The sequence below is a fragment of the Halorhodospira neutriphila genome, assembly GCF_016584055.1.
Lineage (GTDB): Bacteria > Pseudomonadota > Gammaproteobacteria > Nitrococcales > Halorhodospiraceae > Halorhodospira > Halorhodospira neutriphila.
On sequence record NZ_NRSH01000028.1, the window covers coordinates 1 to 21,611 of the forward strand.

General features: G+C 68.3%; 15 protein-coding genes and 1 tRNA gene. 6 read left to right on the top strand and 10 right to left on the bottom strand.

The window, feature by feature from the left end:
- The first annotated feature begins 586 nt into the window (after window positions 1-586).
- Both CKO13_RS04005 and CKO13_RS04010 read left to right on the top strand, forming a co-directional pair.
- On the top strand, window positions 587-1,960 hold the full coding sequence (locus tag CKO13_RS04005; protein ID WP_200257034.1) for a sigma-54 interaction domain-containing protein: 1,374 nt from the start codon (window positions 587-589) through the stop codon (window positions 1,958-1,960).
- A 122-nt stretch (window positions 1,961-2,082) separates the two neighbouring features.
- A complete protein-coding gene (locus tag CKO13_RS04010) occupies window positions 2,083-3,096 on the top strand; it encodes a hypothetical protein (RefSeq protein ID WP_200257061.1) in 1,014 nt (337 codons plus the stop codon).
- Window positions 3,097-3,224: 128 nt separating this feature from the next.
- On the opposite strand, the gene CKO13_RS04015 is transcribed toward CKO13_RS04010, so the two are convergent.
- The 4 genes from CKO13_RS04015 to CKO13_RS04030 all read right to left on the bottom strand — a co-directional run bounded on the left by CKO13_RS04015 (window position 3,225) and on the right by CKO13_RS04030 (window position 6,089).
- The gene (locus CKO13_RS04015) at window positions 3,225-3,737 is read right to left on the bottom strand and encodes a hypothetical protein (protein WP_200257035.1); all 513 of its coding nucleotides are present in this window, start codon (window positions 3,735-3,737) and stop codon (window positions 3,225-3,227) included.
- Window positions 3,738-3,739: 2 nt separating this feature from the next.
- Window positions 3,740-4,432, bottom strand: a complete 693-nt coding sequence (locus CKO13_RS04020) for a C39 family peptidase (RefSeq protein WP_200257036.1) — start codon at window positions 4,430-4,432, stop codon at window positions 3,740-3,742.
- Window positions 4,429-4,689 (bottom strand): hypothetical protein, encoded by a 261-nt coding sequence (locus CKO13_RS04025; protein ID WP_200257038.1) that lies wholly within the window; start codon window positions 4,687-4,689, stop codon window positions 4,429-4,431. Before CKO13_RS04025 ends, CKO13_RS04020 begins: the two co-directional genes overlap by 4 nt.
- A gap of 239 nt (window positions 4,690-4,928) precedes the next feature.
- Complete coding sequence (locus CKO13_RS04030; protein WP_200257040.1) at window positions 4,929-6,089, bottom strand: hypothetical protein; 1,161 nt, start codon at window positions 6,087-6,089, stop codon at window positions 4,929-4,931.
- Between the two features lie 437 nt (window positions 6,090-6,526).
- Here CKO13_RS04030 and CKO13_RS04035 point away from each other — a divergent pair, with 437 nt between their 5' ends.
- Together CKO13_RS04035 and CKO13_RS04040 are read left to right on the top strand one after the other, a co-directional pair.
- Complete coding sequence (locus CKO13_RS04035; protein WP_338034575.1) at window positions 6,527-7,123, top strand: DedA family protein; 597 nt, start codon at window positions 6,527-6,529, stop codon at window positions 7,121-7,123.
- A gap of 60 nt (window positions 7,124-7,183) precedes the next feature.
- Window positions 7,184-7,260 (top strand) — tRNA-Arg (locus CKO13_RS04040).
- Between the two features lie 97 nt (window positions 7,261-7,357).
- Here the strand turns inward: CKO13_RS04040 and CKO13_RS04045 are convergent.
- The 4 genes from CKO13_RS04045 to CKO13_RS04060 all read right to left on the bottom strand — a co-directional run bounded on the left by CKO13_RS04045 (window position 7,358) and on the right by CKO13_RS04060 (window position 15,426).
- Window positions 7,358-7,624 (bottom strand): hypothetical protein, encoded by a 267-nt coding sequence (locus CKO13_RS04045; RefSeq protein WP_200257042.1) that lies wholly within the window; start codon window positions 7,622-7,624, stop codon window positions 7,358-7,360.
- Between the two features lie 335 nt (window positions 7,625-7,959).
- A complete protein-coding gene (locus tag CKO13_RS04050) occupies window positions 7,960-10,482 on the bottom strand; it encodes an EAL domain-containing protein (protein WP_200257044.1) in 2,523 nt (840 codons plus the stop codon).
- A 133-nt stretch (window positions 10,483-10,615) separates the two neighbouring features.
- Window positions 10,616-12,772 carry a putative bifunctional diguanylate cyclase/phosphodiesterase gene (locus CKO13_RS04055; protein WP_200257050.1) on the bottom strand — a complete coding sequence of 719 codons (2,157 nt, stop codon included), beginning with the start codon at window positions 12,770-12,772 and terminating at the stop codon, window positions 10,616-10,618.
- Window positions 12,773-12,786: 14 nt separating this feature from the next.
- Window positions 12,787-15,426: a diguanylate cyclase gene (locus tag CKO13_RS04060; protein WP_200257053.1), complete on the bottom strand. Its 2,640-nt coding sequence runs from the start codon at window positions 15,424-15,426 to the stop codon at window positions 12,787-12,789.
- A gap of 314 nt (window positions 15,427-15,740) precedes the next feature.
- Here CKO13_RS04060 and CKO13_RS04065 point away from each other — a divergent pair, with 314 nt between their 5' ends.
- Window positions 15,741-17,801, top strand: a complete 2,061-nt coding sequence (locus CKO13_RS04065) for a sensor domain-containing diguanylate cyclase (protein ID WP_200257055.1) — start codon at window positions 15,741-15,743, stop codon at window positions 17,799-17,801.
- Between the two features lie 38 nt (window positions 17,802-17,839).
- Here the strand turns inward: CKO13_RS04065 and CKO13_RS04070 are convergent, their stop codons facing one another.
- The gene (locus CKO13_RS04070) at window positions 17,840-19,222 is read right to left on the bottom strand and encodes a GNAT family N-acetyltransferase (protein ID WP_200257056.1); all 1,383 of its coding nucleotides are present in this window, start codon (window positions 19,220-19,222) and stop codon (window positions 17,840-17,842) included.
- 118 nt (window positions 19,223-19,340) lie between these two features.
- Window positions 19,341-20,723 carry an ATP-grasp domain-containing protein gene (locus tag CKO13_RS04075; protein ID WP_200257057.1) on the bottom strand — a complete coding sequence of 461 codons (1,383 nt, stop codon included), beginning with the start codon at window positions 20,721-20,723 and terminating at the stop codon, window positions 19,341-19,343.
- Between the two features lie 493 nt (window positions 20,724-21,216).
- On the opposite strand from CKO13_RS04075, the gene CKO13_RS04080 reads away from it, so the two are divergent.
- Window positions 21,217-21,611: protein adenylyltransferase SelO family protein (locus CKO13_RS04080; protein WP_200257060.1), on the top strand; the 395-nt coding region annotated here is incomplete at its 3' end.

Sequence of the window (21,611 nt, forward strand, 5' to 3'; positions counted from 1 at the left end):
GCGACGCCGCCCCCTGGTGGCGCTCCCTGGTCGGCTCCGCCCTCGCCGCCGGCGCCTGCCGCTGGCGGGTGCGGCCGTCCACACGCTCCTTCTCGGGGGCCGTCGTTCAGGCCGGCTTCCGGCGCCGCCCGGCCGCGGTGGCCTTCGCCCGTGCATGGGGCTGGTGGTGCGGCTGCCGGCTGAAGAGCGCCGACGCAGCGCCCGGCGGGGCCTGTCACCTGGGTATGCCGCGGCTAGCGGCATACCCAGCAAGCTTGGCATGTGGCATAGTGGGTAAAATTGTGGGTAAAGTCGAAGTCGACTACTCAGAAAAGGCTTTTTATTCACAGGGTTAGGCAGCTTATCCGTTGGACGTCGGCTCCACCAGACCTTCCTGTTAAGCCCGCTTTACAGCGGGCTTTCCTATTTCCGCCCCCTGCCCCCGGATCTCTCCCCGCTTGGTGTCGGCATTATTGACAGTGCCGCCCTGCCGGGCGCGCCGCTGCCCGTATAACGCCCCCATAGAAAGGCAGTTACCTGCCCTGGCATAGCCATTGCTAATACGGCGAGAGGTCCCACGCCGTACAGCAGGAGCAGGGCAAGGCACATGGAGCGTCATCAAGCGCTAACCGCAAGCGAGAGCACCCCGGCCCCCTACCGCGCCTTCAGCTTCGTCCCCGAGGGAGCCCGCCCCGAGCCGCGCTTCGAGCCGGTGATCGACCAGTGGTCGCTGACCCCCGTCTCGCGGGCCGCGGAGATCGATGCGCTGCTCGCCGACGGGGTCTTCCCGGTCGGCGTGATGTGGGTGCGCCACGACACCCTCGAGGAGTGCCAGCGCTTCCTGATGGCCACCGAGGGGGTGGAGTGGATCGCCCTCGTCGAGGGGGACGTCTGGCAGGCCGGCGAGGCGCTGCGCCGGACGCTGGCCACGGCCTTCTTCGACTTCCACACCCTCCCGGCGGACGGGCCGCGGCTGGCCCTGAGCCTCGGCCACGCGGCCGGCATGGCGCGGCTGCGCTCCAGCCTCCGCGCCGGCCCGGCCAGCGGGGGCCCGGAGGCCGCCATCCTCGGCGACAGCCCCCCGATCCGCGCCCTGCGGCGCGACCTCTACAAGGTCGCCGGCCACGACGCCACCGTCCTGATCCGGGGCGAGAGCGGCTCGGGCAAGGAGCTCGCCGCCCGCGAGATCCACAACGCCTCGCCGCGGGCCGAGGGGTCCTTCGTCGCCGTCAACTGCGGCGCCATCCCGGACAACCTCGTCCAGTCGGAGCTCTTCGGCCACGAGCGGGGGGCCTTCACCGGCGCCCACCAGCGCCGCCGGGGCCACCTGGAGCTCGCCGACGGCGGCACCATCTTCCTCGACGAGGTCGCGGAGCTCTCCCTCGAGCACCAGGTCAACCTCCTGCGCGTGCTCGAGGAGCGCACCCTCGTGCGGGTCGGCGGCACGGAGCGGATCCCCGTCGACATGCGCGTGGTGGCGGCCACCCACGTCGACCTGGAGCGGGCGGTCGCCGAGGGGCGCTTCCGCGAGGACCTGTTCTACCGGCTCAACGTCCTGCCGATCGAGGTCCCGCCCCTGCGGGCCCGGGCGGGGGATATCGAGCAGCTGGCCCGGCACTTCCTCGAGCGCTTCCACCACGAGCAGGGCACCGCCGCCCGCGCCTTCAGCGCCCAGGCCCTCGGCGCCCTGAAGCGCCACGACTGGCCCGGCAACATCCGCGAGCTCCTCAACCGCATCCAGCGCGCCGCCGTCATGAGCGACCACCGGCTGCTCACCCCGGCGGACCTCGGCCTCGAGGCGCGCCGCCTGCCCTGGCGGGACCTGGAGACCCTCGAGCAGGCCCGGACCCGGGCCGAGCGGGACGCCGTCCAGGCGGCGCTGGTCCGCTGCGGCAACAACGTCTCCGAGGCCTCCCGCCAGCTCGGCGTGGCGCGCGTCACCCTCTACCGCCTGCTCGAGCGCCTCAACCTCCAGCAATGAGGTCTAGGCTTGCCGAGGAGAGCCCAAACGAGCCGCTGCGCCCGGAACGGCGCAAAGGAGTGCCAGAAGTGATCGACGGGACCAGGCGTTTCGCCGCCAAGAAGACGACCCGCTACGCTGCGCTGACCCTCGGGACCCTGCTCGCCGCGCCGCCGAGCCTCGCGCAGCAGGAGACGGAGGAGCCGGTGGGCGAGCCGCCACCGCCCCAGGAGACCGCCGAGTCGTTCGAGGGGCGCACCGTGCTCTCGCCCCAGGGGACCTTCACCTTCGAGCCGTCGCTGACCTACTCCCACTCGTCCTCGACCACGGTCGCCATCGACGGCTTCACGGTCCTGCCCGCCATCGCCGTCGGCCTGATCTCGCTGCGCGAGACCCAGCGCGACTCCGTGACCGCGGCCATCGCCCTGCGCTACGGCCTGACCCGCCGCCTCGAGGTGGAGGTCAAGGTCCCCTACACCTGGCGGGAGGAGCGGCTCAAGCAGCGCGAGACGCTCCAGGGGACGGACTTCGCCGGCGTCGACGGCTCCACGGGCGAGGGCCTGGGCGATGTCGAGCTCGGCGCCCGCTACCAGCTCAACACCGACCGGGAGGGCCCCATCTTCATCGCCGGCCTGCGGGTCAAGACCCGCACCGGCGAGGACCCCTTCGAGGTCGATCGCCGGAAGGTCTTCGCCGAGGGCCAAGAGGGCGGCGTGCTCACGGAGGTCTACACCGAGCAGCCCACCGGCAGCGGCTTCTACAGCGTCCAGCCGAGCCTGACGTGGATCCACTCCTCCGAGCCGGCGGTGCTCTACGGCAGCTTCAACTACGTCTACAACATCCCCCGCGACGTCGGCGGCGACTTCGGCCGGATCGAGCCCGGCAGCGCCGCCGGGGTCAGCTTCGGCATGGGGGTGGCGCTCAACGACCGGACCTCCTTCAGCCTCGGCTACGACCACAAGACCGTCTTCCAGACCAACGTCGAGGGCGGCTCGGGGATCGACGCCCAGTTCGACAGCTTCCAGGTCGGGATGCTGCAGTGGGGGATCTCGCAGCGGTTCAGCAAGCGCACCAGCCTCGGCCTGTCGGTGGCCACGGGGGTGACGGAGGAGGCGCCCGATATCGAGGTCTCCTTCCGCCTGCCGATGCGCTTCTGAGGACCGGCCCTCTGGCTCTTTCTTGAAGCTTGTAAGGAGGGGCGCGCCGCGGCCGCTAGCCTATCGGCTCGCTGAGCCGGGCGCGCACGGCCCGGGGCGGCCACGGCCGGGCGGAAAGAGGGGCGCTGCTACCGCAGCGCCCCCACCAGCTGCCCCTGCAAGACCTCCCCGCTCCGGTAGGCCGGCCCCAGGTCGACGCCGCCGAGCTGGACATCCATCCCCTGGAGGTGCTGGATGACGCGGTGGTTGACGGTGTTCTGGAGGGTCATCACGAGGCCCTGGCTCGACATCGACTGACGGAACTCCACCCCCTCCATGGCCACGCCGTCGGAGAGCTGCTGGACCACGGGGGCCGCGCTCCGCACGGAGTCGAGGGAGTCCATGGACAGCCGCACCGGCCCCCACTGCGCCCCGCCGATCAGCTCCCCGTCGACGCGGAGGGTGCTCTCGAGGCCGAAGCGGACCCATACCCCTTCGTCGTTCCGCCACCCGCCGCGCCACTGGGCCAGCTCCTGGGCGGAGACATGGGCGTAGTGGCCGAGCGGGCGCTCTCCCCCCCAGGCCGGGGTGACGGCGCCGCACGCCAGCGCCAGGGCCAGCGGGATGCGAGCGAGGCGTCCTGTCGTGATTCGCATAGCCACGGTTACCAATCTCCCAAAGGCTGCCAACCCGAGGCGAATGGGGGCGTGTCCTGATGATCCAGGGCGTGCTCATAGGGAGGCTTGGTCCGCAGCGCCCACTCGCGCCTCTGGTTGAAGGAGCGGCGCGCCTGCTGCTGCTGATCGCGGATCAGGAAGACCGGCCCCTGGCGCATCCGCTTGACCGCGCTGAGCGGCATAACGCGGATCCCGATGGCCGGATCCCCGAGGAGCACCTCGTCCTCGCGCACGCCCTTGACGACGACGAAGTGCAGGTAGCCGTCCGTATTGAGGAGGATGATCGCCGGCAGCTCGAGCTCCGCGAGGCGCTCGATCCCCATGCGGAAGCCGTCAGCGCTGTAGCCGGTGCGCTCCAGGAACTGCTTCATGTCGAGCATCGAGAAGCCCTGGGCGTGGACCTGCTCCTTGTCGCTGAGCTCGTACATCTTGCGGAAGACCTCGGCCTCGGAGAGCGAGCGGCCGTAGTGGTGGCTCAGCAGCGTCGCCACCGCCGCCGAGCCGCAGCTGTAGTCGACCATCTGGCGCTCGACGCCGCGGAAGCGGAGGGCCTGCATGCTCTCGACCGGTACGGTGTAGTGGCCCCCCAGCGGGGCGAGCTGCACCTCGCCGGCGCCGGCGGGCGCCGCCGCGCCCAGCCCGAGGACCGCCAGCGCGGCGCAGTGAAGGCGGGCGCTCATGGCGTGACCGACAGGTTGACGTTGGTGGCCTCCTGGATGACCACGTGGTGGCCGGTGTTCTGGATGACCGTCGTGATGCCGTGATTGTCGCTGACGGCGCCCTCGTGGACAGCGTTCATGCCGCTAGGGCTGCCCTGCACGACATTGCCGAGCACCTCGGCGTCCTCGGTGATACGGCTGGCCTGCGTCTTGAAGGTATCCGCCTGGCCGCGGTGGGCGCTCAGCTGCGCCTCCGCCACCGGCTCGCCGAGCCGCAATCCGCCTCCCCCGCCGGGCGCCTCCGCTGCCGTTGCGCCCCCTACACTCCCTGCGGCAAGCGCCGCGACGCACCACCGAGTGAGACGCATCTTCTTGCCTCTGCTGTGTTGAGCCGTCATGGGCCTTACCCCCCATTGAAGGAGCGCCCGGCCCGATTACCGCGGCCGGGCGCTTCCGCTTACGCTCCGCTAGATGCGGTGATGTGCCTTGCGGCACGCCCCGATCTGAACGACTGCCCCTACTGGGTCTCGCCGCCGTTCGGGGTGCTGGGTGCAGGCATGTTGATGTTGCCCTGCACGGTCACGCTCTGCTGGGTCTGGCTGCTGTACCCAGCGTTTTGCGAGACCTGGTTGACGCCGGCGTTGCCGACCACCGAGCCACCCTGGATGGTGTTGGCGTTGCGGAGGGTGTAGGTCGCACCGCCGTTGCGGCCACTCTCACCCTCGCCGTCGTTGAAGTCGGCGGGCGGGTTCAGGTTGTTGGTCGAGTTCATGTTCACCGAATTACCGCTGACCGTCCCCGACAGCGTCGAGCTCGCAACCGTCCGGTCGATGTCGCGGTTGTTGGAGTTGCTGGTGTTGTAGGAGTTGCGAGTGCTGCTGTCGTTCTGCGAACGCGTCAGGCTGTTGTCCGTGTTATCCACGGTGGAGTTCTCGCGGGCCGAGGAGCTCCCGCCGCTCGAGGTATTCGAGCTCTGGTCCCGGTTATCCGAGTTGTTGATGCTGGAGCTGTCCCGAGCGAGCGAGCTACCGCCGCTGGCATCCGAGGAGCTGTTGTTGTTGGAGTTGGTCTGGCTGTTGTCGTTGTGGGAACGACGCTGGCCTCGCTGCGAGTTATTCCGGCTCGAGTTGTCGTTCTCCGCATTGGTCAGGCTATTGTCGTTGTGGGAACGACGCTGACCCCGCTGCGTGTTATCGGAATTGTTGTTCTGCGCATTGGTCAGGCTGTTGTCGTTATGAGAACGACGCTGACCCCGCTGCGCATTATTCCGGCTCGAGTTGTCATTCTCCGCATTAGTCAGGCTGTTGTCGTTATGAGAACGACGCTGACCCCGCTGCGCATTATTCCGGCTCGAGTTGTCATTCTCCGCATTGGTCAGGCTATTGTCGTTATGAGAACGACGCTGGCCCCGCTGCGCGTTATTCCGGCTCGAGTTGTCGTTCTGCGCATTGTCTAGGCTGTTCGACGAGTTGGAACGGTTATCCACCGTCGAAGTCGAGTTCTCGCTCGTCGAGGCACTACCCGGGCTTCCACTGCCTGTGTTCGTGTCGACCTGGGAGTCCATGCCCCCGTTAACATCCCCCTCATTATTGGCATTATTTCGCGGGTTGGCCATCGCGCTGCTGCTGACGGCGAGGGCCAGGACCAGCGTACTCGCGAGCGTCGTCTTCTTGATCATGATCATTCCCCATCTGCTTACTGCTTAATCGGACAATCAAGACCCCGGCTGCTGACCTTTCACTTTCGCAGGGCCGGCGTCTCGCCAGCGCTGCCTCCCCTCGCGGGAGAGTGCAGCGCTGCGTCTTTCCTAAAGCAATTGCCGGGCCACCTCCGGGAATCGCGCACAACTCCCTGATCAAAAAGAGCTCACAGAGAAACCTTGCCGGCAGGCATTATTTTCTACCCCCTGGGCATTGTTCCTGTACTGAAACGCCATAGAGGATGCCGAGAGCGAAGAAGGCAGAATGCCGGGAAAGAGCGCTTGATTCGGGGAGTGTTTCAGCCGTGCAACGCACTGAGGCGGGATCACTCAGCTACAGCGAGAACTGGAGCCCCAATCGAGGGAGTGGTAGGCTATTTCCCTGTAGGTGCAGGGCCTGCTAGGAGAGCGGAGACGTGCCGGAGTACGCAGTAGCGGCAGTGGAGTGGCTCGGCGTCGTCGGGGTCTTCCTCGCCATGCTGGTGGTCGCCCCGGAGCTCCTGATGCCGTTCCTCGGCTACGCCGCCTACCAGTCCGGCGAGGGCCCGCTACCGGCGCTGATCGCCGGCAGCCTCGGCGGGACAACCGGCTCGACACTCATCTACGCGGCGGCCCGGCTGGTGGACGGCGAGCGGGTGCGGCGCTGGATCGTCCACGGCGGCCGCTGGCAGCTGCTGCGCGAGCACGACCTCGAGGCCATCGACGCCCTCTTCCAGCGCCACGGCGGCGCCCTCGTGCTCTTCGGCCGCTTCATCCCCACGGTGCGCAGCCTGGTCTCGGTCCCCGCCGGGCTGCTGCCCATGCCCTGGGGGCGTTTCCTGCTCTTTACACTCCTCGGGACGACGGCCTGGAACGCCGTCCTGATGGGGGGCGGCTACACCATGGGCGCCAACTGGGAGGCCCTGACCGAGGCCCTCGGCACCTACGGCGCCATCGCCACCGCGGTCACGATCGCCGCGGCGCTGATCTTCACGCTCCGGCGGCTACGGGGAGCGACCCTCGGCAAGCGCTAGCCGCGGCGGCGACCGGCGGTTGACCCCGCTGCGGCGCAGCGGTACAAGGTGGAGTTCATTGCCCCGGTAGCTCAGCCGGATAGAGCAATCGCCTCCTAAGCGATAGGTCGCAGGTTCGAGTCCTGCCCGGGGCGCCAGATCTGCCCTCCACCGGAACCCGTCCTACTTGCAGGTCTCGAGGATCGTGAGCAGGGTCGCCAGAGCCCGGCCGCCGCGCTCACTGCCCACGGAGGATCAGTGGCCGTGCGCCTGCTCCTCCTGCCGGGCCTTCCAGCGGCGGCGCATCCTGAGGATCTCGAGGATGATCGCGAGCACGGCCGTTGCGCCGAGAAAGCCCCAGATCTGCCCGGCGACGGAGACACCCAGGGCCGCGGCGCCGGCCCCGACCAGGGCTCCGAGGCTCACGGCGACCAGGATGCGCTGAACGCCGTTCAAGGTAAGGTCCGTCAGGACCAGCATGGCGGCCAGAACACCCCAGAGCAGCACGTTCAGGATGGGCAAGGAACTCACAGCACCTCCTTCGCCTCCTCGGGAATGATTGCGTTGCGCTTCGATCCGCGAAAGCTTGTGGCTGCGCGCTCGGCAACGTGATCCCCGGACCGGCCCGAGCATCAGGCCGCTTCAGGTCCCCCCTGGAGCCCCGCCCAGGGGAACGCCGCATCGGCCTGGGGGGACGACACGGCCTTCGATCGGCCAAGCGCCGGAGCGCCTCGCCGGGAACGGCCCGCCGGCGATCGACGACAACCCCCTACTCCAGGCCCTGCGGGCACGCGACGAGTCTACCAAACCGCGCCACAGTGCTCCGCCTATAGCCGCGCAGCGGCTTAGGGGGTAGTTCATCGTAAGGCGGTCGCCGCCCCCGGCCGGGCGAAGAGGAAGCCCTGCCCCTCCCGGCAGCCCTCCTCGAGCAGGGCGGCACGCTGGTGCTCTTCCTCGATCCCCTCGGCGACCACGGCGAACCCGAGGCTCTGCCCCAGGGCCAGGATGGCCCGCGTGATCGCCAGGACATCCGCCTGCTCGGGCACGCCGTCGATGAAGGAGCGGTCGATCTTGAGCCGGTCGACCGGCAGGTCCTTGAGGTAGCTCAGGGCCGAGTACCCGGTCCCGAAGTCGTCGATGGCCACGCTCACCCCGTGCTGCCGCAGGGCCTGGAGGCGCTCGACGACCGCCGGCTCCGGGGCCACGAGGAGGCTCTCGGTGATCTCCAGCTCCAGGCGCTCGGCCGGCAGCCCCGACTGCGCCAGGGCGGCGGTCACCGCCTCGACCAGCCCCGGGTCCGTGAGCTGCGGCGCGGCGACATTGACGCCGATCCGCCCGAACGCCACCCCGGCCGTCAGCCAGGCCTGCGCCTGGGTGCACGCCTGCTCCAGGACCCAGCCGCCGAGCCGGCCGATCAGCCCGGCCCGCTCGGCGACCGGGATGAAGCGCCCCGGCGAGATCCAGCCCCACTGCGGATGGGGCCAGCGCGCCAGCGCCTCGACCCCGACCCACTCGCCGCTGGCCAGATCGAGCTGCGGCTGGTAGTGCACCGCCAGCTGCCCCTGGGCCAGGGCCTGGCGCAGCTCCGCGGTCAGCTGGATCCGCTCCTGGGCGCGCTCGGTGAGCTCCTCGCTGAAGAAGCGGTAGCGCACCCCCTCGAGCTTCGCCTCGTACATCGCCGCGTCCGCCTGCTCGAGGAAGGTGCTCGCCGACGCCTCCTCTTGGCCGAAGTAGACGCTCACGCCGGAGCGGGCGACCAGGGGGACCTCGTGGCCCTCGAGCTGGAACGGCTCCTCCACCCAGGCGGTGATCCGCTCGGCGAGGGGCGCGGCGTCGTCGACGCTGCCCAGGCGCGGCAGGAGGATGCCGAACTCGTCGCCGCTGAGCCGCGCGACCGTGTCCTCCTCGCGCAGGACCTGCTGGAGCCGCCGCCCGACTTGCGCCAGCACCTGGTCCCCGGCCTCCTGGCCGAGGCTGTCATTGACCGCGCGGAAGTCGCGCAGATCGAGCACTACCACCGCGAGCGGCTGGCCGTCGCGGTGCCGCCCGGCCAGGGCCTGCTCGAGCCGGTCCTGGAAGAGGAGGCGGTTCGGCAGCTCCGTGAGCGGATCGACGTGCATCATCCGCTCGAGCTGGCGCTGGTACGCCTTGAGCCGGGAGGCGTCGGAGACGAGCTCGATGTAGTGCGTGCGCGCCCCGTGCGCGTCACGGATCTCGCGGAGCGTAGTCGTGCCGGGGAAGGTGCTGCCGTCGCGGCAGGTATACTGGAGCTCACCGCTCCAGTGGCCCTGGCGGTGGACCGCCTGCCATATCGCCCGGTAGGCCTCCGGCGAGGCGGCGCCCGCGTGCAGGCAAGCCGGCGTGCAGCCGTCCAGCTCCGCCTCGCTGTAGCCGGTCAGCTCCGCCAGGGTCCGGTTGACCGCGGTGATGCGCCCCTGCGCATCGGTGATCAGGATCCCCTCCTGCGCCTCCTCGAAGAGGATCGCCGAGCGCCGCAGCTTGGCCTCGAGCTCGACACGCTCCGTGATATCGATGAGGTAGCCGTGATAGCCGTCGACCCGCCCCTCAGCGTCCCGGTGGACCACGATCGAGTCGTGGACCCAGGCGTAGGTGCCGTCGCCGCGGCGCAGGCGGTAGGGCTGGTGCTCGAGGTGCTCGCCCTGCCGGGCGCCCGCCTCGGCCTCCTCGGCGACACGGGCCCGGTCCGCAGGGTGCACGAGATCGAGGTAGGACTGACCGCCGCCGGCGACCAGCGCCTCGGGCGAGTGGCCGAGGACCTCGGCGGCGTTGGGTGAGGCGTAGCGGATGGGCCAGCCGGCGGCGCTCTCGCGGAGGACGATCACGGTCGGCCCGGCGATGAACAGCGCCCGCTCGCGCTCCAGCGCCTGCCGGACCCGGCGCAGCTCCAGCTCGTCCATGGTCACCGAGGCGAGATCCTGCAGGATCCGCAGCTCCCGCTCGGCGAAGCCGCGGGGGGCGGTATCCTGCACACAGACCACGCCGATATGGAAGCCGCGCGGCGTGGTGAGCGGCACGCCGAGGTAGGCGCGGAGATAGGGGGGACCGCGCACCAGCGGGTTGTCGTGGAAGCGCTCGTCCTGCCGGGCGTCCTCGACCCGCAGCGGCCGCCCGGCGTAGACGACGTGGCCGCAGAAGGAGATGGAGCGGGCCGTCTCGCAGTCGTCGATGCCCCGGACCGACTTGAACCACTGCCGGTCGCGATCCACGAGGGTGACCGTGGCGATGGGCGCCTGGAAGATCTCGCAGGCCACCCGGGTCAGCCGCTCGAAGGCCGCCTCGGCCGGCGTATCCAGGATGCCGTAGTCGTAGAGCGCGGCGAGGCGCTGCTCGTCGTCGCTCGGGATGGGGGCATCTTGCATAGGCGGCGCCCTCCCCTTGGCAAAGGGGCCGATGCCCCCTTCCTTAGGATTTTTTTTAGGCTACGTTATTCAACCCCCTTTGCAAACAAGGTTGCCGGGCGCCGCCCGCCCCCCTGAGCGGATCCCCCGCCGCTCAGGGGCCGGGGGAGAGCGCCTGGGGCGGCATCGGCCGGGCGAAGCGAAACCCCTGGCCGTACCGGCACCCCTCCGCGAGGAGGATCTGGTGCTCGCGCTCGGTCTCGATCCCCTCGGCGAGGACCTCGTAGCCCAGGCTCCGGCCGAGGGCGATGATGGCGCGGGTGATCGCCCGCATCCGCTCCTGCTCGGCCAGTCCCCCGACGAAGGAGCGGTCGATCTTGAGCCGATCGATGGGCAGGTCCTTGAGGTAGCTGAGCGCCGAGTAGCCCGTGCCGAAGTCGTCGACGGCGATCCGGACCCCGCGCCGGCGCAGGGCCTCGAGCCGCTCGACCACGGCCGCGTGCGGCGAGACCATGAGGCTCTCGGTGATCTCCAGCTCCAGGTACGCCGGCGGCAGGCCGGTGCGCGCCAGGGCCGCCGCCACCTGCTCGCCGAGCTCCGGGTTGTGGAGCTGCGGCGCCGCGACGTTGACCGCGACCCGGCCGAGGGGGCGGCCCGCGTCCAGCCAGGCGCGGCCCTGGGCGCAGGCCTGCTCGAGCACCCAGGCGCCGAGCCAGTCGACGAGCCCCGCCTGCTCGGCGGCAGGGATGAACGACGCCGGCGAGATCCAGCCCCGCTCCGGATGCGGCCAGCGCGCCAGCGCCTCGACCCCCACCCCGGCGCCCCCGCGGAGCTCGACCTGCGGCTGGTAGTGCACCGCCAGCTGCCCCTCGGCGAGGGCGTGGCGGAGCTCGCCGGCGAGCACGACCTGCTCCCGGGCGCGCTCGGTGAGCTCCGGGCTGAAGAAGCGGCAGCGCACGCCCTCCCGCTTCGCCTCGTACATGGCGGAATCGGCCTGCTCGAGCAGCGCCTCCGCCGGGCAGTCGGTGGCAGCGCAGACGTGGACCCCCACCCGGACGTTGAGCGGCAGCGCCATGCCCTGGATCTCGTAGGGCGCCTCCACCGCGTCGGCAATGCGCTCGGCGAGCGCGGCGGCCTCCCCGGCACCGCTGAGCTGCGAGACGAGGATCCCGAACTCGTCGCCGCTCAGCCGGGCGACGCTGTCGGCCTCGGGGCAGTGCGCCCGCAGGCGCTGGCCCACTTGGCGGAGCACCTCGTTCCCGGTCAGGTGCCCGAGGCTGTCGTTCACGGCGCGGAAGTCGCGCAGATCGAGCGCGAGCACCGCAAGCGCACGGCCCTGACGGCGGGCCTCGGCCATGGCCTGCTCGAGCCGCTCCTCGAACAGGGCCCGGTTGGGCAGGCCGGTTCGCGGGTCGTAGAAGCGCTGCCGGTGCACCTGATCCTCGAGCGCGACGCGCTCGGTGAGGTCGTTGAGGTAGCCGTACAGCGCCTCGACCTCGCCGCGCTCGCCCCACTCGATCAGCCGCACATCGTGGACCCAGCGGTAGGCGCCGTCGGCGCCCCGGAAGCGGTAGGGGGCGTGCTCGTAGCGCCTCACCCCCTGCTCGAGCTGGGCCGCGAGCTCCTCGCCCACCCGCTGGCGCTCCTCGGGGTGGATGAGCTCGCGATACGGGCGGCCGAGGAGGCTCTCGGGCCGATAGCCGAAGACCTCGGCGAGGTTGGCGGAGGCGTACTGGACCGGCCAATCCGGGCCGCCTCCCCAGCGCAGGATCACCGTCGGCCCCGCGGCGAAGAGCTGGCGCTGGCGCTCCAGGAGGCGCTCGGCGCGGCGCAGCTCGATCAGCTCCGCGGCGACAGCCGCCATGTCGTGGAGGAAGCCAAGCTCCGCCGCCGTCAACGTGCGCGGCTCGGTGTGCTGCGCGCAGACGACGCCGAGCGCCAGGCCGTGGGCGCCTCGCAGCGGCACGCCGGCGTAGAAGCGGATGTGCGGCGGACCCGTCACGAGGGGATTGTCCCGGAAGCGCTCGTCGCGCCGGGCATCCTCGACGATCAGGGGGGCCTCGTGGTAGACGGCGTGGCCGCAGAAGGAGACCTCGCGCGCGGTCTCGCAGGTGCTCATCCCCTGCACGGACTTGAACCACTGGCGGTGGCGGTCGACGAGGGTGATCGTCGAGATGGGGACCTGCAGGTGATCGCAGATCGTGCGCGTCAGGCCGTCGAGCACCGCGTCGGCCGCGGTGTCGAGGAGCTCGTAGCTCGAGAGCGCCGCGATCCGGCGCGACTCATCCTCGGGGATCGGCGCGGGGTGCATAGCCAGCTCCCTCCTCAGGCCCCTTCGCGGGGCGATTGGTAGACGACCCGATTCCGCCCCTCCCGCTTGGCTTGGTAAAGGGCCCGGTCAACGCGCTGCAGGGCGCTGACCTTGTCGTCGTGCGGATCCAGCAGGGTCGCGCCGACGCTGATCGAGACGAGCCCCGCCTCGGCGAAGGGCGTCGCCACGACGTGCTCGCGCAGGCGCTCCGCCAGCCGCTCGACCCCGTCGCGGTCCGCCTCGGGGACCAGGACGGCGAACTCCTCGCCGCCCCAGCGGGCGAAGAGGTCCGCCTCGCGCAGGAGGCCGCCGATACGCTGCGCGAGCTCGATGAGGACGCGGTCGCCGGCGTCATGGCCGTAGGCGTCGTTCAGCGCCTTGAAGTGGTCGATATCGAGGAGGAGGAAGCCGGTCCCGCGGCCGTAGCGGTGCTCGTGGGCCAGCATCCGGTTCAGCTCGGCATCGAGGTGGTGGCGGTTATAGAGCCCGGTCAGGTGGTCGGTGGTCGCCTCGCGCGCCAGCGCCGAGCGGTTCGCCTCCCGCGTCAGCTCGTAGGTCACCCACTGCCCCATGAGCTGGAGGAATTGCCGCTCGAAGCGATTGTACGGCTCGCGGGGCTCGTGGCTGTAGAAGAGCAGCGTCCCGTAGGTCGCCTCCCCTAACCAGACCGGCACGCCCAGGTACGCCTCGATGGCGTGGACCCAGTAGCAGGGGTGATCCCGGTGCGCCGCCCGGCTGGCATCGTGGACCCCGACAGGGCCGTGGGCGCCCAGGACCTGGCTGCTGCAGCTCAGCTCGAGCTCCTGGCGCTGCCCCGGCTGCAGGCTGCCGTGCTCAGGCGCGACGGCGCGCAGGACGTACGCCTCCTCCTCGACGTGGCCGAGGGTGGCGCAGGGGAGCCTGAAGACCTCCGTGCCGAGCGCCAGGAGCGCCGTGAGCTTCGCGGCCAGCGACTGGGCAGGATCGCCGGTGATCGCCTGGAGCCGCTCCAGCCACTGCTGGCGCTGATCCAGCGCCTCCTGCAGGCGCTTCTGGCGGCGCAGATCGCGCATGATCGTCGAGAGCCGGACGAGCTCGCCGTCCTCGTCCCGGTGCGCGACGAGGACCTGGGACATCGGGATCTCCTCGCCCGCCGCATCGAGCAGGGCGCTCTCCCCCTCCCAGTACCCCTGCTCGAGGGCCGCCGGGATCCCGACCTCCTGGAGGCGTTGATGGGCCCATCCGGGGTGATACGAAGGCATCCCCGAACGCTCAGCCCCTGGGTAGCGGGGGGCGAGCGGCCACGTCTGCGGCGTTGCCCCGTCGCCCCCGAGCAACGCCCGTCCCGCCTGGTTCAGGTACTGGATGGCGCCCTCCGGCGAGGCGATGGCGATGAAATCGGGGGTATGCTCGATGAGCTCCGTAAGCTGCCGCCGGGCCTGCTCCGCGCGCTTGCGCTCGGTCACGTCCATGCCCACGGACTGGAAGTGGGTCACGTTGCCGTGCTCATCGAAGAAGGCGCGGTTGGTCCAGTACGTCCAGCGCGGCTCGCCGGCCGCGTTGCGGACCCTGTGCTCCAGGCTACCCACGGGCGCCTCCGGGGTGAACGTCCGGAGGTGCTCCGCGGCCGCCTCCCGCTCCTCGGCGGGCAGCAGCGGCAGCCAGCGCTGCCCTTGGAGCGTCTCGGCGGCGATGCCGTAGAACGCGGCCAGCGTCTGGTTCACGAAGGTCATCGTGGTATCCGGGCGGAAGCGGCCCACCATCAGGGGGTGCTGCTCGACCAGGGCGCGGTAGTGGGCCTCCCGCTCGGCGAGCGCCTGCTCCAGGGCCCGCTGCGAGGTGACATCCTGCACGGTGCCGATCATGCGCACCGGCGCCCCCGCCCCGTCGAACTCCACATGCCCCCGCTCCTGGACGGTGCGCACGTGCCCGTCCGGCCGCCGGATGCGGTGCTCGACCATGTAGCGGCCGGTGCTGTAGGCCGCCTCGAGGGCGGCCTGGACCCGCGCCCGGTCGGCCGGGTGGACCGCCTGCATGAACGCCCCGTGGGTCGCTCCCCACGCCTCCTGGCTCAGCCCGAAGATCTCGTAGATCTTCTCGGACCAGCGGATCTCGTTGCGCCGGAAATCGGAGACCCAGTGGCCGAGCTCGGCGATCTCCTGCGCCTCACGGAGCTCCTCCTCCCGCTGGCGCAGCGCGGCCTCGGTGGCCTTGAGCTGCTCGATCTCCACGTGGGTGCCCATCATGCAGGCCGGAGCCCCCTCCGAGGTGTACCGGATCACCTGGCCCCGCCCCGCGGCCGCCGACTCCGAGTGGCCTTCCGCCTCCACGGCGACGGGCCGTAGCTCCATCAGGAAGCGCGCGCCGTCCGCCCCGTCGAGGTGGGTGAGGCAGGCCTCCGCCACCGTCGTGCCCCCGTCCCAGCGGCGGAAGGCGCCCTCGAAATGGATCCGCCCCTGCTCGCGGGCCTCGCCCAAGCGGCGCTCCAGCATCAGGGCGCTCGCCTGCCCGTCGCCCGGGTGCGCCGGGGCGAGATCGCTCAGCCGGCAGCGCAGAAGGGCCCCTCGATCCGGGGCGGCGAGCAGCTCGGCAGCGGCAGGGTTGGCGTCGCGAAGCTGTTGCTCGTCGAGGAGGAGGACAGGCACTCGCAGGTGGTCGAAGGCGTCACGGTACAACGGAGGCGATCCTCGGGGCACTGAATCCCTTGCCTAGGGCGTCGGGTACGCTGCCCCCTGTTAGAAACGCTACTAATAGCTAATCGAAAGATTGAATGATAGAGCCTGTCGATCATTCCCGCAACACTCTTGAGGGATCCGCCTCAAGAAACGGGATAAATACAGCCCGGCCTGGTGGTCGCCGTACACGCCGCTAGCCACGATGCCTATAATCCCCTGTATGCTACAGGGTAGTGGAGCGGCTTGCTTCGCAAGCGGACACCCTCCCTGCTGATGCTACCCGGGGAGGGAGAGCCAGCCGGGGAGGAGGGCCTATGGGTCCACGCACCCAGCACCACCAGCCGGATGGGCAGCGCTATCGGGCGGCCTTCGAGCAGTCGCGGGATGCGATCATGTTCCTCGAGCCCCACGGCTACCGCGATTGCAACCCCGCCACGCTCCGGCTATTCGGCGTCCCCGACGTCGCCACCTTCCTGACGACACACCCGGGGAAGCAGCTATCGCCGCCCCTACAGCCCGATGGTCGTCCTAGCGCCCAGGCGGCGGCCGAGCGCATCGAGCAGGCCTACCGGGACGGGTACGCCTTCTTCGAGTGGCAGCACCGGACCCTGGACGGCGCCGAGTTCCCGACGGAGGTCTCCCTGAGCCGCATTGACCAAGCCGGCGGCCCCATCCTCCAGGTCATCGTCCGGGATATCAGCGAGCGCAAGCGCATGGAGGCGGAGCTCCGCAGGGAGGTCGCCAATCGCCGGCAGTACCAGGCCGCTTTCGAGCAGTCCCGGGATGCCATCATGCTGCTCGATGCCGACGGCTTCCGCGACTGCAACCCGGCTACGCTGACCATGTTCCGCGTACCGGATAGCGCGGCTTTCAGGCGTACACACCCGGCGGACCTCTCCCCCCTCTTCCAGCCGGACGGACGGGCTAGCCGCGAGGCGTCGGCCGCCTACATCGACGAGGCCCTCCGCAGGGGGGAGGCCTTCTTCGCCTGGCAGCACTGCACCTGGGACGGTGATACGTTCCCCGCCGAGGTGCTGCTCAGCCGTGTTGAGCTGGAGCAAGGGGCGATCCTGCAGGCCGTGGTGCGGGATATCAGCGAGCGCACGCGCATGGAGCGCGATCTCGAGCAGAAGGAGGCGCACTACCGGCTCGCTCAGTCCTCGGCCCGCTTCGGGATCTGGGAGTGGGACCTGGAGCAGGACCGGATCCACTGGGATCCCGACTGCTGGGCCATGCTCGGCTACCCGCCGGAGACGGACTCGGTGCTGAGCACTGCCGCGTGGCGGGGCATGATCGCGCCCTCGGACCTGGCCCGGGTCGAGCCGGAGATCCGGCGAAAGCAGGCCACGGGGGAGCGCTTCTCGCTCGAGCTTCGCTGCCGGCGCGCCGATGGCGGCTGGCTCTGGATCCAGTGCCGAGGCCAGACCACGGCGTTCCGTGGGGATGGATCCGCGTGGCGCATCACCGGGACCCATGTGGACATCGACCGCCTCAAGGCCACAGAGACCCAGCTCCGCGAGCGGATCAAGGAGATGGAGCTCCTCACCGAGGTCATCCGGCTCGCTTTCGACGAGACCCTCTCGAGCGAGGAGATGCTCCAGGCAGTAGCCCGCGCCCTCCCCAACGGCTGGCAGGCGCCCGGGAGCACGGCGGCGCGCATCCGGGGAGGCGGCGTCGAGGCCACCTCCGAGCCGTTCTTCGAGGCCGAGCGGCGGCAAGCCGCTGTCAGCAGCCAGCCCTCCTCGCCCGTGCAGGTCGAGATCTTCCGGCAGGACAAGGGGCCGCCGCATGGCGCCGATTTCCTCCCGGAGGAGCAGCAGCTGCTCGAGGCGGTTACCGAGGAGATCGGCCAGGCCCTCCGGCACCGGGAGGCGCAGCAGGCCCTTCAGCGCCAGGCCACCGTCGATCCGCTAACGGGGGTCTTCAACCGCCAGCGCTTCGAGGCCGAGCTCGAGCGGACGCTCGCCCGCCATGAGCGCTATAGCGACACCGCCGCGATCGCGATGCTCGACATCGACCACTTCAAGGCCGTTAACGACGCGTACGGCCACAATGTGGGGGACCGGGTGCTGCGCGAGGTCGCCGAGCGCATCTCCGAGGCCCTGCGCCTGGGGGATACGCTGGGCCGCTGGGGCGGCGAGGAGTTCCTGATCCTGCTACCCGGCACCGGGCTAGGCGGTGCCCGCCGCGCCGCGGAGCGTTTCCGGGCGCGGATCGAGGCTGCCCCGCTCCCGCCGGTAGGCCGGGTCACGATCAGCCTCGGGGTGACGGCCATCCGCGGCAACGACAGCACTACCGGTCTCTTGGCCCGGGTAGACGAGGCGCTCTACGAGGCCAAGAACTGCAACGGCCGTAACAGCGTCGCCGCTCGGTAGCAGGGGCTGAGAACTCCGCTAGATCCGATTCGACGCTATCAACATTCCTCGACAGGCAGTCCCAAAATTTGTCTCGTCTCGCTGGGCTCAGCCAAGGGGCGTTGTATCTCGGAGGCAACACGCCCAACCCGATCTACCAAGGCGCGGTTCGTAGCGAGATGTCGCTTTCCGTAGTCGTAATGGATCGTATCCTCAAGACCCACTCTGACGTGGCCACCAGCTACTATAGCTGCCATGTTCATGGGTAGTTGGAACTGCCCCAGCCCTGCTGCGGCCCATGCCGAGTCATCAGGTAACGCCCCGGAAAGAGTAGCCAAGTTCGTGAGCGTAGCAGGCGCCGTATTCAGATTGCCCAGCAACAAATTAAAGTATTTCCTCCCTTGAATCACCCCGTTGCGCTCCAGATACTTGGCAAGGTTAACCATGCCGAGATCGAAAGCCTCCAGTTCCGGCTTAATGCCCCTCTCGAGCATGCGCATCGCCAAGCGCTCAATCATATCTATCGTATTGACACTGGCACCCGTGTTAAAATTTAGTGACCCAAGCGTAAGGCTCGCCATATCCGGCTTGGCATCCCCCTCAAGCTCAAGAACCTCCGAGCGACGATCAAAATCGGACCAGTGACGCCCCGAGGTCGTCACACAACAAACGATTCCGGGGCACTCACGCCGCAGGGCGGGGATTATCCTCTCATAAACCCGGGCATCCGGAGTCGGATACCCCTCCGAATCACGGGCATGCAAGTGCACCACGCGTGCGCCCGCCTCGAAAACCTGTACAGCGTCAGCGATAATTTCCTCGGGAGACACTGGGACATGGGGGGTCCGCATCCGGGTCGGCACCATCCCCGTCAAGCATGCGTTGATCACAAGAGGCGGATAATTCGATAACGGAGGGGGGTCATGACGATCGATATACCGCTGCCGCTGCTCTCGGCTGATCGACCGAGAGCGCATGTACCGTTCCAGATCTAACTCCAGCGTCGTCCAGTGCTCGACTGACTCTAGGCTGAACGGGGCCAGTTTCCTGGTGTGACCAATCTCCCGGTATCCGTAATGCTTCTTATACCATACAATTACCTCCGGCCTATCCGCATTGGTAATCACCTCCCGGACGCCGGCCGCATACATCGCTTCCAATCGCGCCTCTTGTAGCTCCTTGCCGACTCCGAGCCCGGAGAAATCCGGGATAACGCCGAGCAGCGTAGTCTTGCCTTGCGCTGGAGAAATAATCTGATACCCAGCGGCGCCAATAACCACACCTTCGCGCTCTGCAACAAAAAAATAGCTCGGATCCACGCTCCCCATCTCTGGCGATGGCACATGGTGCATGTTCCAATGCGCCATCACCTCGAGAATCGCCTCATAATCACTAGAGCCTGCCCGGCGCAGAGAGTAGTGATCGGAAACAATATCAGACATCCTGGACCTCGTTCTCCTGGAGTTCCTGACTGTCTCGCTCGACATCCACCCAGAAAGTCAATGCGGAAAAACCCATTCGCGGATGCAACGACAAGAAGCTCAAGAGTCTCTTCCGGGATCATCCTCCCTCTAAGATCTCAACAAACCTATCAGCCTGATTCTCTGGAGCTACCAGGTCGATCAAAAAATCCCCCCTGTCGGTGGGCCATATTTGCGCATGGATGCCAAGTCGAAACATAACCTGCTGGACTGTGCTCGGCGTGTTCTCCTCTATGCAGGAGGCCGGTATCTTGAGTCGCTTATGAACCCATTCCTCTCCCAAAACAGGGAGCGCAATCTCCGAGACCAGGCCACTCTCCAGCATCCGGCAAACTCGCATGAAATCGAAGCAGGCTTGCGTACGCCGCTCGTTATTGACCGATTCCGGGAAGTAGTAATCTATAATGGATTCGGCTACACGATTTCCCGGGCTGGGGGTAGCCGGATTAAGAGGCAGGCTCAGCAGCGTGATGTAGGGGGTTTGATTCGCTTCCAGAACCACCACCCGCTGCTGAGCAGTACCCGCACTGCTAACGATCAGATCCAGCCCAGCGTTGGGCAATCCCAAAGCCTGTTGCGCCTGGACAGCCTGCTCCCGAACGGCATTCGGCAAGCTCTCGGTGATGTCCTCCACATCGCCACCATAGGGAACGCTGGTCACATCGCTCAGGAATACGCGCTGATTCTCCCCGGGTACGGACTCAAGGCTGAGCCCCTCTCCACGGAGATAATCCTCAACGTGAGCATTCAAGGGAATGGGATAATGGCAGTATACCGGGTGTTCCATACGCTGCGCGTTCTTGGCCTCGATAAGCTGCTGGACGGTATCCCGGCCCGTACCTACGACGTTCGCAGGAAGGCGGACCACCGCAGCGATATACTGCCCCGCCGTCACATACACCCGATAATCACTCCCCGGCAGATACTCCTCCAGCAACATCAGCCTATCGCCGTGAGAACCAACCTGCTCCACTACGGCATCAGCCGAGAGGTTCCGGATCACGCCACGCCCCTCGGTTCCGTCGATTGGTTTCAGCAGGAAATGCTTGCTCGAATGACGTGCAAAGAAACGGCGCATAGCGTCGATTGAGTGGCGATGGACTACCAGCCCATCAGGTACATCTACGCCGTGCCTTGCCAAGCACTCCTTCGTTTCGTTCTTGTCGTCCACCCGCGCACTGCAGGCCTTCGAGGTCATGTCCCCTAAGGTGCGCCGAAAGTAATGGCACCGCTGCTCATTGCTAACGCTGAAAATCTCACCTCGATAGCCTTGCACCGGCAAGTGGGCGAAGCGCTCTGATTTGCTAACCACCTCATAGTGAAATACGACCTTAAGCCCCCTCTGAAAAGCTGCTAGCGCGACCAGGTAGGCCTGAATACCAATATGGCTGATTTGATTAACTTGACTGCGCATTACCGGATCATTGAAATCTCCCGTAGGGTGTTCTTTCGGTGGATCCAAATTCAGGCGTAACCTTTCCTCTAGGCTTTGCCTAAAGCGCTCCTGTCGGCACTCCCCCTGAGCCATATCTTGTCAATCACTTGTCAAGTAACGTTTTGCAGATCAAGATCTCCATTGATCCGCTTTTTACAGTCCCTACTCGTTCGATCGACCTCGGAAAGTACGCCGACCCACGGTACCCTCGGCAGGTGTGACTACAACTAACAAAGCAGTCCTGGAGTTCGACTTCCACGACCCCGCCGGTGACAAGTCGTCGCGACTGCCGGAAGCGCTGAGGGTGGTACGGGTCTTAAGCCCGGCAGCAGAAGGCGAGGGAGCGAGTGGCGCTGCCACGACTGCGGCCACCACCCGGCGGCAGGCTATGCGGTGCGTACCATCCTCCAGACCCGGACGCGGCGATGACCACGATCCATGTGCAGGGACTGAGCCGCCCCGGCGGGCCATCATGGGGCCGTGGCGGCTTGCCACGACCCCACCGAGGCGGGATCCCCCCATGCACTCCGGCGACGGCTACCTCGACCACCTCCCCTGGCAGAGCTCCTATGCGCGGCTCCCACCGCGCCTCTACGCCCGGGTCCTGCCCTCCCCTGTCCCGCTTCCCACCCTGGTCCGGATCAACGACCGCCTGGCGTGGCGCCTGGGGCTCGACCCCGAGGCGCTAAGGCGCCCGGAGAGCGTCGAGGCGCTCGCGGGGAACCGCGTGCCCGCGGGCTGCGACCCGATCGCCCTGGCCTACGCCGGCCACCAGTTCGGCGCCTTCGTCCCGCAGCTCGGCGATGGGCGGGCGCTCCTGCTCGGCGAGCTGCTCGATCGCGACGGGCGGCGCTGCGACCTGCAGCTCAAGGGGGCCGGCCCGACGCCCTTCTCGCGAGGGGGAGACGGACGGGC